Raw genomic sequence first — 13,763 nt, forward strand, 5'->3', positions numbered from 1 at the left:
GAACTTTTTTACGTTATCCTCTATAAAAAGATTGTATAGTATGGTAATAATAGCTAAAATCGATAATAAAAAACAAAGTGAAGGGGAGAAAGAATGATTCGTATTGAGTATGATCGATTAGTAGCTATTTGTTACAGTATAGGGGTTTTGTTATTATTAAAAATTCCAAATGATAATGAATTAATTGGGGAAAAACTATTCAATGTCTACAAGGTTCCGATACATACGTATATTTATATGGATTATAAAGTCTCAAATATATTGATTGTTTCTTTCGTACTACATGTAATTGCATTTATATTATTTGTAAGATGGTTAGGAAAAAAGGAATCTAGTACATTTAGAAAAATGAATAAGATAAAAGTAGTAGGCATTAGTATTTTGATTTTAATGATGCCGTTTATTTTAAATAACATCCTCCAAACATTAAATAAAACATGGTACTACGCAGGAAAAACAGGGGTAGAAGCAATAGAATATAAAAAAGAAGATAGCCAGTGTAGAATGGAGAAAAATGGAGATGATATCGAACCAAAGTGCATTGTTACTTTGAAAAATTATCGTAATCATTCACAAGCATTAAAAGTTGTTTTATATGATAATGCAAACGAGAATTCAAAAAGTTATTCAGTACCGAAACCAGTATATTTACAAAAACATGAAACAAAGCAATTCGAATTTCAAGTTCCTGTTTCTTATAATAGCGGTATTGAAAAAGATAAAGTACCAAATATTAAATTACATTCATTGCATGAAAATGATGAGAAATACAATTAATGCGTAATTGAAAGTTTATGAGTAGGAGCAATAATTTGAAACGATATAGAAAATCAACTTGAATCATCCAACATGCTGCGAGGTAACGGCATATTGGATGATTTTTCATGTTATCCCCTTTTTACGTATGAAAAGGAGGGATGCTTTGTTGAAAGTGAAAAACATTACAAGGATCATACATGGTTTTCACTTTGCGCAATCTATGAAAGTTAGAGCCATAATAACTAGTTTGCCAATTTTTTATATCGATATCGGGCCAGTTGACATAGTCACCTAATGTATAAGGATCTAAGCTTTCTCGTAAATCTTTAACCCAGCGTATATTTCGATTTTCCTCATCATCGCATTTCCAAGAGGTAATGTATTCTTGAGCAATAATTGCTTTACGATGAAAATAAGCCGTTTCATTCGGGGAAATATTTTCAACAGCACCTATGAGCGATTGGTGCCAAATACTAGCATCTTCATTTGGGGCATGAGAAAGAAAGTATTGCATGATTTGAATGCCTTTAAGGGGAATAGGTTTATATACATAGGAACCAGAGCGCTTGAAATTTTCAGGGATGTTACCGCTATTAAAAAATTCAACAGCTTTTATATAAGGAACTTCTTCTATAAAGAGAGTGGGGCTACCAGTTTCAAGAAGAGGGGATAATAAGGAATGGAGTTCAGAGGGAGAACCAACAAACTCGCCTTGTGCTTCGATTTTATTTCGTTGCTTGGCAAATAATTCGATCGATGAAGTGAGACGTTCATCTATATAAGGTGCCCAATTTTGCCACGCTTGAAATGCAGCAATAAAGTCTTCCCATTCCCATGTAATTGAAAAAATCGATACATTTTTTATAGGATGGACTCGAAAAGTTAAGGAAGTAACAATTCCAAAGTTTCCACCACCGCCACCCTGACATGCCCAAAAAAGATTAGCATTTTCTTGTTCATTTGCACGAATGAGTTTTGCACCAAATTTTCCACACGCTTGTACCATTTCCACTTCCACTAATTGATCACATGTTAATCCAAATAAGCGCGAAAGCATACCGATGCCACCGCCAAGTGCTAATCCAACAATTCCAACGCTTGCACTTGTACCAGCAGGAATTGTAACACCGTAATTCCAAAGCTCTTTATAAACAGTACCAAGATTTGCACCAGCCTCAATTGTTGCTGTTAATTTATCTGTATTAACAGTAATGCGATGCATTTCACTCACATCAATAATAAGTCCTCTATTTAAAAGAGAAAAATTTTCATAACTATGACGTCCGCTTCTTAAGCGAAATGGTATATGACGTTCACGTGCCCATTTTAAGGCGTTACAGACATCATTTTTATTTTGGCAAAAAACAATAATACAAGGGAGTTTTGGAATACTTAAATTTAAATTCATTCGGGCTACGTCGTAGTCAGGATCTGAGGGAACAACGATACGACCTGTTAATTTTGTTTGTTTCAATTTATCACTCCTTTCTAAAATAAACAGAGCTTTTTATTAATATATGAAAAGCGTATGTAACGCGTGTGGACAAGAGCAGGAGAGGTATGAGATTTTCCTTTGTGAGAAATAAATAAAGTGAAACTTTAATCAGTGGGGGGTTGTTCCTCCCCACTGATTATTAGCCTTCACCAATCGGGCTTTTAGGGGCAGCCCGATCCCCACCGAACTTCTTTGCTTTCGCTGAATTTTGAGATGGGGTTCTTACTGCCCAGCCAATAGCGGGATAAAGCATAAGAATGAGGAATCTACATAGAGTTCAATGAAAACAGTTGCAAACTACTCATATTTTGTTATGATAGTGTTACGAAAACGTTTGCATAAAAATTCTGATGGGATGCAAAAGGAGAGAAGGACTATGAATAAGACATGGTGGAAAGAAGCAGTTGCTTATCAAATTTATCCACGAAGCTTTATGGATTCAAATGGTGATGGTATTGGAGATTTACAAGGTATTATTGCAAAACTGGATTATTTAAAAGATTTAGGTATAGATGTAATTTGGATTTGTCCAATGTATAAGTCGCCTAATGACGATAATGGTTATGATATTAGTGATTATCAAGATATTATGGATGAGTTTGGTACAATGGCAGATTTTGATGCTTTACTAGATGAAGTTCATAAGCGTGATATGAAGCTTATTATTGATTTAGTTATTAATCATACGAGTGATGAACATCCATGGTTTATTGAATCACGTTCATCTAAAGACAATCCGAAGCGTGATTGGTATATTTGGCATGATGGTAAAGATGGTGCGGAGCCAAACAACTGGGAAAGTATTTTTAATGGTTCGGCATGGGAATATGATGAAGAAACAGAACAATATTATTTACATTTATTCTCACGTAAACAACCAGATTTAAACTGGGAGAATAAAGAAGTTCGTGAAGTACTATATGATACGGTTAATTGGTGGCTTGATAAAGGTATTGATGGTTTCCGTGTTGATGCGATCAGTCATATTAAAAAAGAAGAAGGCCTCAAGGATATGCCAAATCCAAAAGAGTTAAAATATGTGCCATCTTTTGATAAACATATGAATGTGAATGGTATTCAACCTTTATTAGAAGAGCTAAAAGAAAATACGTTCTCTAAGTATGATATTATGACTGTTGGTGAAGCAAATGGCGTTAAGATTGAAGATGCTGAGCTTTGGGTTGGAGAAGAGCAAGGTAAGTTCAATATGGTATTCCAGTTTGAACATTTAAGTTTATGGGATGCAGAGAAGAAGAAAGACCTTGATGTTGTAGGCTTGAAAAAAGTATTAACGAAATGGCAAAAAGGATTAGAAAATAAAGGATGGAACGCTTTATATATTGAGAATCACGATAAACCACGTATCGTTTCAACGTGGGGAGATGATAAACAATATTGGCGTGAAAGTGCAACAGCTCTAGGAGCGATGTATTTCTTTATGCATGGTACACCGTTTATTTATCAAGGACAAGAAATTGGTATGACAAATGTTCAGTTACCAAATATTGAAGATTATGATGATGTAGCAATTAAAAATTTATATCGCGAGAAAATAGCAGAGGGCGTATCACATCAAGATATGATGGAGATTATATGGGCTTCTTGCCGTGATAATTCACGTACACCTATGCAGTGGAACGACGAGATAAATGCTGGTTTCACAACAAGTACACCTTGGTTTGGTATGAATCCAAATTACAAAGAAATTAATGTTGAAAAGCAAAGAAATGAAGAAAAGTCTATTTTTAATTTCTATAAGAAAATGATTGCCTTGAAAAAAGAACACGATGTACTGAACTATGGTACGTACGATTTACTTTTAGAAGACGACCCACAAATTTATGCATATACACGTACGTTACAGGATGAAAAAGTCATTGTAATTAGTAATATTTCAAAAGACGAAGCTGTGTATAATGAGGGTTCATTTGCACTAGAACGCAAACGTTTGCTTTTAAATAACTATGAAGTTGCGGAACATGAAGAAGTGACAGCAATCGCTTTAAAACCTTATGAAACAAGGGTTTATCGCATTTCATAATAAAAAAGGATGCTCTTTGAGCATCTTTTTTTATGAAAAAAAATAAATTTCTATTGCAATGTGAAAACGCTTTTATTAAAATAGATTTATGAAAACGGTTGCGTAAAGAAAAAATAAGTGTCATAAGGAATCGTTTTCATAAGAGGGACAGAAATTATAATTTAAATCATTATGTTGTTATAAATAAAGGGGAGGAAGAACAGATGAAAATTACGTCTTTTGATTTTTGGCAAAAGTTCGGGAAAGCGTTATTAGTTGTTGTAGCTGTAATGCCAGCAGCTGGTTTAATGATTTCCATCGGTAAGTTAATTGGGATGTCTGCTGGGGATATTAACGCAGTTCATACAATCGCTCGCGTAATGGAAGACATCGGTTGGGCAATTATTACAAATCTACACATCTTATTCGCAGTAGCAATTGGGGGATCTTGGGCGAAGGATCGCGCAGGTGGTGCATTTGCAGCACTATTAGCATTCGTCTTAACAAACCGAATTACAGGAGCTATATTTGGCGTAAACGCTCAAATGTTAGCGGATTCAAAAGCGACAGTTTCTTCAGTAGTAGCAGGAGATTTACTTGTAAAAGATTACTTTACTTCTGTACTTGGTGCACCGGCATTAAACATGGGAGTTTTCGTGGGGATTATCACAGGTTTCTTAGGAGCTAATCTATATAACAAATATTATAACTATAATAAATTGCCACAGGCATTAGCATTCTTTAATGGAAAACGATTTGTACCATTCGTTGTAATTCTTTGGTCTACAGTTACTGCGATTGTATTATCACTTCTATGGCCATTCATCCAAAGTGGATTAAATGAATTTGGTCGATGGATTGCAGCATCTAAAGATAGTGCACCAGTTGTTGCACCGTTTGTATATGGAACGTTAGAGCGTTTACTATTACCATTTGGCTTACACCATATGTTAACGATTCCGATGAACTACACAGAGTTAGGCGGAACATATACGATGCTAACTGGTTCAAAGGTTGGACAAGTTGTAGCAGGACAAGATCCATTATGGCTTGCATGGATTACAGATTTAAATAACTTATTAGCAAACGGGGATACGAAAGCATATAACGATTTATTAAATAATGTTGTACCAGCTCGTTTCAAAGCTGGACAAGTTATCGGCTCAACAGCAGCGTTAATGGGGATTGCATTTGCGATGTTCCGTAACGTTGATAAAGAAAAGCGTGCAAAATATAAACCAATGTTCTTATCAGCAGCATTAGCAGTATTCTTAACAGGTGTAACAGAACCAATTGAATTCATGTTCATGTTTATTGCACCAGTATTATATGTTGTATATGCTATTACAACAGGACTTGCATTCGCATTAGCGGATTTAATTAACTTACGTGTTCATGCATTTGGATTTATTGAGTTAATTACTCGTACACCAATGATGGTTAACGCAGGTTTAACAAGAGACTTAATCAACTTTGTTATTGTTTCATTAGTGTTCTTCGGTCTTAACTTTACGTTATTCAATTTCTTAATTAAAAAATTCAATTTACCAACACCAGGACGTGCAGGTAACTATATTGATAATGAAGATGAGGCATCAGAAGGAACAGGAAATGTACAAGATGGTTCATTAGCAACAAAAGTTATCGATTTATTAGGTGGAAAAGAAAATATTGCTGACGTAGATGCTTGTATGACACGCTTACGTGTAACAGTAAAAGACTTAGATGTTGTTGCACCAGAAGCACAGTGGAAACAAAATGGTGCTTTAGGGCTTATTGTAAAAGATAAAGGTGTACAAGCGGTATATGGTCCGAAAGCTGACGTATTAAAGTCAGACATTCAAGATATGTTAGGTGCGTAATAATATGAAATTGCTAACTTTAAACTGTCATTCTTGGCAAGAAGAGAATCAAATAGAAAAGATAAAATACCTTGCTAAAGTAATTCAAGAAGAAGAGTACGATGTCATCGCATTGCAAGAAGTAAGTCAGTCCATACAAGCTGAAAATGTATGCGGTAACAAGAAAAAAGATAATTTTGGACTTTTACTATTAGAAGAGTTAAAAGCGCTACATGTAAAAGATTACAATATTACTTGGGATTTCTCTCATATTGGTTATGACGTGTACGAAGAAGGATTAGCGATTATAACGAAGCATAATATTATAAAAGAAGATACGTTCTTTATTTCAGAAAACGAGGATACAACGTATTGGAAAACGCGTAAAATTGTAAGTACAACAATTGCTTATAATGGTAAGGATATAACGTTTTATTCTTGCCATCTCGGTTGGTGGAATGATGAAGAAGAGTCATTCAAAGGTCAAGTCGATCGTTTGATGGAGCGTGTAGATAGCAATAAGCTCGCCTTCTTAATGGGGGATTTTAATAACAATGCTCGCTTGGAAGGCGAAGGTTATGAGCATATGATGCAAAAAGGGTTGTATGACACATATGAATTAGCAATAGAGAAGGATGAAGGAACGACTGTCCAAGGCGAGATTGCTGGTTGGGATGAAAATAAACATAATTTGCGAATCGATCTAATATTGTGTAACCAAAGTAAAAAAGTTCATTCTTCAAAAGTTATTTTTAATGGTACAAACAGAAATGTAATTTCAGATCATTTCGGTGTAGAGGTTCAATTGGATATATAATAGAAGAAATCCTCACAGAGAATAAAAGCTGTGAGGATTTTTTTTAGGAATACAAGTATTTCCAAGAGAAAATACTTGTATTTTTTATGACATTTCATATATATTTGTTATTATTGAATGTAAAACCGATTTGGTCATTTTGTATTCATACTTTGACTCACTTCGTTATATAATAAAGTAAGTGAAAGTTAATGGGAAAAAATAGTACGTTTTTGGTTAATACACGATGTAGAAAGTGATATAATTGCAAAATGCATGTATCATTTTCTAAAGAAGGAAAAATATATAATTAGGTGATAACTTCTATGAAACAAATTTGGCGTATTTATAAGACAGATTTACGGAATGTAGCCAAACATTGGGCTGCAATTGTTATTGTTTTAGGATTAATGATTTTACCATCGTTATATGCATGGTTTAACATTAAAGCTTCTTGGGATCCATATGGAAATACAAAAGAGGTTCCCATTGCAGTTTCTAACCAAGATGCAGGTTCTAATTTAAGAGGGAAAGATATTAATATCGGGAAAGAGATTGTAGACTCCCTTAAGAAAAACAAAAATCTTGGCTGGAAATTTGTAGATGAAAAACAAGCGATTTACGGAGTTGAGCGTGGGGATTATTATGCAAGTATTACGATTCCAAAAGACTTCTCTGAAAAAATTGCAACTGTTCTGGATGAAAATCCTAAAAAACCAGAGCTGGATTACTATGTGAATGAAAAAGTAAACGCGATTGCACCGAAGATTACAGCAAAAGGTGCATCAGGTATTACAGAAGAAATTAGTAAAAACTTTGTAAAAACAGCAAACGGTGAGATTTTTAAAATTTTCAATGACCTTGGAATCGATTTAGAAACAAATTTACCAAGTATCGAAAAAGTAAAAGATCTTGTATTTAAGTTAGAAGCGCAGTTCCCAGAAATGAATACACTCATGGATAAGGCATTAGATGATGCAACTCGAGCAGAAGATGTTGTGAAAGTAGCGCAAAAAGATTTACCTGTTGTAGAGAGTGTAATAAATGATGGGCAGGAAGCATTGGCGAATTTAGATAAGTTCTTTGCAAGACAAGATCAAACATTAAAAAATGCTCCAGGGACGATAAGAAATGATTTAGTGGCAGCAAAAGGCGTTATGGATAGTGCAGCTGCATTTACTGACTTTTTAATGAATCCAGGTGTAGAACTAAATATTCCTGACTTGTCTGGAATGAATGGATTACCTGAATTCCCAGCGAGACCAGATCTTTCTAAGTTGAATAGTGATGGTTATAAGAGTATAGCGCAAAATATTAATCAAACAGTAAATAATGTTTTAAGTTCATCACGTGCAGGAACAGCTTATGGGAAAAGTGTTTTAAATGGATTGCAAAATGGTCAGTTTGATCCAGAACAAGCAAAGAAAGATTTAAATGCGGTATCAGAACGATTACAAACTGGTACAGATGGTATTTCATATCTTATTAATTTCTTTACTGAACTTCAAAAATCGGCGACTACTGATTTTGGTCAAAGCTTTTTCCAAGGGCGAGTGAATCACTTAACTAATGTTAAAAAAGGTATGGAAAATGCAAATAACGGTATTAAAGATATTGTAAATGTTATTGGCAAAGGACAAGAAGTAAAGAAAGATGTAACAGATGTAGCGAATCAAAAATTAGATGCAGCAAATGGATTAATTGATCAAGCTGAAAAAGATTATAATGAAACGTTTGTAGCAGATTATAAAAAAGCAGTTAGCACAGTCGATCAAGCCAAAGTTGATGCAAATGCAGTATATGATAATGCAAAAGCAGATTACGATAAAGTAAAAAATGGTATTGAGGGTGCAAAAGCAGATATACAGAAAGCAAAAGAAGATGTACAAAATAGAGGTATTAACGGTTTAGATTCAACGAAAGTAGCTTTAAATAGCTTAAATGGTCAATTCCAATCTGGAATCGGTTTAATTGATGATATGATTCCAGTTCTAGAAAGTACAAATAAGGTTTTAGCGGATGTAAATAGTGATAAAAACCTTAATAATGGAATCGCAAAATTAAACAAAGCGAAAAGCAGCTTACAAAAAGGTGTAGAGGCAACGAATAAGGGAATTACACTTCTTAACAATGGCCAGAAACCTACAAAAGATGTAATTGAAAGTATTAACAATGCTGCGAAGGGCGGATCAGCTCAATTAACAGATGTATTATCGACGTATGATTCAGAAATTGTACCTAATTTCAATACAGCAATTGCTCGTACAAAAGAGATGTCGAAAAATACAACTCAAATTTTAAATGATGCAGACAAAAAGCTTCCAGATGTTAAAAAATTACTAGAAGATTCATCAAAAGGCTTAGTAGACGGTAGAAAGAAATTAGTAGACATTAAAGCTGAAATGCCGGAGACTGAGAAAAAGATTAAAGACTTAGCAAATAAAATTCGTGATTTTGAATCTGAAGAAGATATAAAAGACATCATACGCTTATTGAAAAATGATGTTGAAAAGCAAAGTGATTACTTTGCGAATCCAGTAAATTTAAAAGAGAATAAATTATTTGCGATGCCGAACTACGGTTCAGCGATGTCACCATTCTATACAGTGCTTGCACTATGGGTAGGCGCATTATTAATGGTTTCATTATTAACGGTAGAAGTGCATGAAGAGGGCGCGAATTATAAGAGCCATGAAATTTACTTCGGACGTTTATTAACATTCTTAACGATAGGTCTTTCACAAGCGTTTATCGTATCGATGGGAGATATATTCTTACTCGGTACGTACGTAGTCGATAAGTTCTGGTTTGTATTATTTAGTTTATTTATTGGTGGAGTCTTCGTTTGTATCGTATACTCACTCGTTTCTATTTTCGGAAACGTTGGGAAATCGATGGCGATCATTTTACTTGTATTGCAAGTAGCAGGGTCGGGCGGAACATTCCCAATTCAAATGACACCGAAATTCTTCCAAGCAATTTATCCGTTCTTACCGTTCACATACGCAATTAGTGCAATTCGTGAAACGGTTGGCGGAATGCTTTGGGATATCGTAATAAGAGACTTACTTGTGTTAAGTGTTTTCGTAGTAGTTATGATCGTTGCTGCGTTATTACTGAAAACACCAATTAACAAATCAAGTGAAAAATTTGTTGAGAATGCAAAAGGAAGTAAAATTATTCATTAAGAAAAAGGTTCCTACCGAGAGCGGTAGGAACCTTTTTGTTTAATCGAACTTTAATTTTTTTAATGCGTCTGCGAACGGGTTGTTTAATGGTTCTTCTTCTTTTTTCTGTTGTTTCATATATTTTTGAACGTCACGTTTATCAGCTTTGTTTCCAGATTCTTTTTTACGTCGCTCTTGGAATGTTGATAATTTCTCGCGATAGCCACATTTACATGCAAAGATTTGACCTGCACCTTCACCACGTAATTCTAATTTCTTCTTACATTGCGGACAGCGAGCGTTTGTTGTACGAGATACATTTTTACGATGACCACATTCACGATCTTGGCATACGAGCATTTTTCCCTTTTTGCCGTTTACTTCTAGCATTGGTTTGCCGCAGTCTGGACAAGACTTCGTTGAAATGTTGTCATGTTTATATTTTTTATCACTCGATTTAATTTCAGAAACAATTTCTTTCGTATAGTTCTTCATTTCCGAAATGAATACTTCTTTCTTGAGTTTTCCTTTTGCAATTGCCTCAAGTTTTTGTTCCCACTCACCAGTTAGTGTAGGTGATTTTAATTCTTCTGGTACTAAATCAAGTAATTGACGACCTTTTGATGTAATGTGAATATCTTTACCACGTTTTTCAATTAAGAAAGAGTTGAAAAGTTTGTCGATAATATCTGCACGTGTCGCTACAGTACCTAATCCACCAGTTGACTTTAACGTATCAGCAAGTTGTTTATTTTGAGTATCCATATATTTTGTAGGATTCTCCATTGCTGAAAGTAAAGTTGCTTCATTAAAGCGTGCAGGTGCTTTCGTTTGACCTGATGTTTGCATAATTAACTTTACAGTTAATGTATCGCCCTTTTCAATGCGAGGTAGAAGCTGCTCCTTTACGTCATCAGTTACATCATCGTCTTCAAATCGATTTTCGTATACTTCCTTCCAACCAGCATGTAAAATTGTTTTTCCGCGTGCAATGAACGTTTCACTACCAACTTTAGTACGTAATGTTAGTTGCTCGTATTCGAATGCTGGGAATAAAACAGCTAAGAAACGTTTTACAACTAAATCATAAATTTTGCGTTCTTTATCTGTGAATGCTGAGAAGTTAACGTATCCTTCTGTTGGAATAATCGCATGATGATCGCTTACTTTACTATCATCAACAAATGATTTGTTAGGTTTGATAGGCTTTTGTAATACTTTATGTGCGAAGGGACGGTATTCTCCAACACCACATGCTTTTAGACGTTCTGGAAGTGTTCCAACGATATCAGATGAAATGTAGCGTGAATCTGTACGAGGGTACGTTAGCACTTTATGCTGTTCATACAATTTCTGCATAATATTTAATGTTTCTTTGGCAGAGTAACCGAACTTTTTATTTGCATCACGTTGCAATTCAGTTAAATCGTAAAGACCAGGAGAGAATGATTTCTTCTGTTTCTTATCAATTTCCACAACAGTAGCATTTTGTTTATCTAAACTTTTTACAATACCATCAATTTTTTCTTTATTAAAACTACGGCTATTGCCATTTGTATCTTGCCAAGTAAGTTTGAGTTTCTCCATTGTTTGAGCTTCGATGCCGTAGTAAGTTTGTGCTTTGAAGTTCTTTATTTCATCCTCACGACTAGCGATCATAGCAACAGTAGGAGTTTGCACACGGCCGCAATTTAACTGGGCATTAAAGCGAGTTGTTAAAGCTCGAGTAGCATTAAGACCGATATACCAGTCAGCTTCTGAACGTGCAACCGCCGAAGCATATAAATTGTCATATGCTTTGCCTGGTTTTAAATTTGCAAAGCCATCTTTAATGGCTTTATCAGTAACAGATGAAATCCATAAACGCTTAATAGGCTTATTCAGTTTAACTTTATCGATAATCCAGCGTGCGACTAATTCGCCTTCACGACCAGCGTCTGTAGCGACAATAATTTCATTTACATCTTTTCTAAGTAGCTGACTTTTTACAGCATTAAACTGTTTACCAGTTTGTTTAATAACCGTTAATTTCAAACGCTCCGGTAGCATCGGTAAATCTTCTAAATTCCACTGTTTATATTTCACATCATAGCTTTCTGGATCTGCTAATGTAACGAGATGGCCTAAAGCCCAAGTTACAATATATTTATTGCCCTCAAGATAGCCGTTTCCTTTTTTATCACACTTCAGTACGCGAGCGATATCTCTTGCAACAGAAGGTTTTTCAGCGATTACAATGCTTTTTGACATATTAAAAACATCCTTTCAAATTTCCATACGTTAAATATAGCATACATCTTCTTGAGATTCAGTTGTCCTCAAGGTTTGTATGCTTCTTGCTTCAATTAACAACAGGGGTTTTACAAATATAAAAATAAGATTGATATAAATTTCCGATTTTTAAGTGTATGCGTTGAAGCAGACCTTAAAGCAGATACACATGGTAATAAAGTTTCATTCGAGTACATTCTTGAGAAAAATCCTGATTACATCTTCGTAGTAGATAGAGGCGCTGTTGTTGGCGGACTTGACTCTGTATCAGAAATGGTTAAAGAAATATCAAAAGGTCTAAAATAATAATGTAAAAGAGTGATAGGACGAGCTTCCTATCACTCTTTGTTTTCCGTATTGAAAAGTAAAGAACTTGTTATTTTAATAGAATAAGGGTAGACTTTGAAGTAGATGAATAATAAACACATGGGAGTTTGTGGATGCAAACTGAGAGTATGACTACTAGTCCGTCATTGACCATTTGAACCTGTTGGATAATGCCAGCGTAGGGAGAGTGTAAAAGCACATGTTCAGGCACTTTGCGTACGCGCGAAGTGCCTTTTTGTGTATCTCCCATCATTATAGTTAGGAGATGAAAAGGATGAATATGAAAGAAATTAGTAAAGTAGTGGATTTGGTGAGGGAATCTAATCCGCTCGTTCATAATATTACAAATGTTGTTGTAACAAATTTTACTGCTAACGGTTTGTTGGCACTCGGAGCATCGCCTGTAATGGCATATGCAAAAGAAGAAGTAGCAGAAATGGCTAGCATTGCTGGAGCTCTTGTTTTAAATATGGGTACACTTCGTCCTGAAGAAGTAGAAGCGATGTTACTTGCTGGAAAATCGGCAAATGTGAACAATGTACCAGTATTATTTGATCCAGTTGGTGCAGGAGCAACATCTTACCGAACAGAAGTTGCTAGACATATTCCAGCTGAAATAGATCTAGCGATAATTCGCGGGAATGCAGCTGAAGTAGCTAACGTTATTAATGAGAGATGGGAAATTAAAGGGGTAGACGCTGGTACTGGAAATGGCGATGTCGTAAGTATTGCAAGGCAGGCAGCAGACGAATTGAATACAGTTGCGGTCATTACTGGAAAAGAAGATGTTGTTACAGATGGAGAGCGAACTGTTCTTATTCGAAATGGTCATCCTATTTTAACAAAGGTGACGGGAACAGGTTGTTTACTAACTTCGATAATAGGAGCATTTGTAGCAGTTGAAAAAGATTATGTAAAAGCAGCAGTAGCCGCATTAACATTTTATGGGGTAGCTGCGGAACTGGCAGCAGCTAAAACAGTAGAAAAAGGACCGGGTAGTTTCCAAACTGAATTTTTAAATCAATTAGCGAATACAACTTCAGATGATATTGAGAAGTACGGGAAGATAGAGGAGTTAAAGTAAGGA

The 13,763-nt window shown here is 35.1% G+C and carries 8 protein-coding genes, 1 pseudogene and 1 riboswitch; of the genes and pseudogenes, 7 read left to right on the forward strand and 2 right to left on the reverse strand.

Annotation, left to right across the window (positions count from 1 at the left end):
- Positions 1–93: 93 nt before the first annotated feature.
- Positions 94–777 (forward strand): ABC transporter permease, encoded by a 684-nt coding sequence (locus tag COK05_RS10390; RefSeq protein ID WP_098612517.1) that lies wholly within the window; start codon positions 94–96, stop codon positions 775–777.
- A gap of 121 nt (positions 778–898) precedes the next feature.
- On the opposite strand, the gene COK05_RS10395 is transcribed toward COK05_RS10390, so the two are convergent.
- On the reverse strand, positions 899–2,233 hold the full coding sequence (locus COK05_RS10395; RefSeq protein WP_098612518.1) for an FAD-dependent oxidoreductase: 1,335 nt from the start codon (positions 2,231–2,233) through the stop codon (positions 899–901).
- 397 nt (positions 2,234–2,630) lie between these two features.
- Here COK05_RS10395 and COK05_RS10400 point away from each other — a divergent pair, with 397 nt between their 5' ends.
- From COK05_RS10400 to COK05_RS10415, 4 genes are all read left to right on the forward strand, one after another.
- A complete protein-coding gene (locus tag COK05_RS10400) occupies positions 2,631–4,295 on the forward strand; it encodes a glycoside hydrolase family 13 protein (RefSeq protein WP_098612519.1) in 1,665 nt (554 codons plus the stop codon).
- 203 nt (positions 4,296–4,498) lie between these two features.
- A complete protein-coding gene (locus tag COK05_RS10405) occupies positions 4,499–6,136 on the forward strand; it encodes a PTS transporter subunit IIBC (protein WP_098612520.1) in 1,638 nt (545 codons plus the stop codon).
- Positions 6,137–6,140: 4 nt separating this feature from the next.
- Positions 6,141–6,932, forward strand: a complete 792-nt coding sequence (locus COK05_RS10410) for an endonuclease/exonuclease/phosphatase family protein (protein ID WP_048564637.1) — start codon at positions 6,141–6,143, stop codon at positions 6,930–6,932.
- 305 nt (positions 6,933–7,237) lie between these two features.
- The gene (locus COK05_RS10415) at positions 7,238–10,099 is read left to right on the forward strand and encodes a YhgE/Pip domain-containing protein (RefSeq protein WP_098612521.1); all 2,862 of its coding nucleotides are present in this window, start codon (positions 7,238–7,240) and stop codon (positions 10,097–10,099) included.
- A gap of 39 nt (positions 10,100–10,138) precedes the next feature.
- Here COK05_RS10415 and topB read toward each other — a convergent pair whose 3' ends face one another.
- Positions 10,139–12,328 carry a DNA topoisomerase III gene (topB, locus tag COK05_RS10420; protein ID WP_098612522.1) on the reverse strand — a complete coding sequence of 730 codons (2,190 nt, stop codon included), beginning with the start codon at positions 12,326–12,328 and terminating at the stop codon, positions 10,139–10,141.
- A gap of 162 nt (positions 12,329–12,490) precedes the next feature.
- On the opposite strand from topB, the pseudogene COK05_RS31705 reads away from it, so the two are divergent.
- Together COK05_RS31705 and thiM are read left to right on the forward strand one after the other, a co-directional pair.
- Positions 12,491–12,655 (forward strand): annotated as a pseudogene (locus COK05_RS31705) (ABC transporter); the annotation flags it as partial.
- Between the two features lie 110 nt (positions 12,656–12,765).
- A riboswitch (TPP riboswitch) is annotated at positions 12,766–12,878 on the forward strand.
- A gap of 72 nt (positions 12,879–12,950) precedes the next feature.
- Positions 12,951–13,760, forward strand: a complete 810-nt coding sequence (gene thiM / locus COK05_RS10430) for a hydroxyethylthiazole kinase (RefSeq protein WP_098612523.1) — start codon at positions 12,951–12,953, stop codon at positions 13,758–13,760.
- Positions 13,761–13,763: the final 3 nt, after the last annotated feature.

Origin of the sequence: Bacillus cereus (assembly GCF_002567495.1) — a bacterium.
In the GTDB taxonomy this organism is placed as follows: Bacteria; Bacillota; Bacilli; order Bacillales; family Bacillaceae_G; genus Bacillus_A; species Bacillus_A cereus_AQ.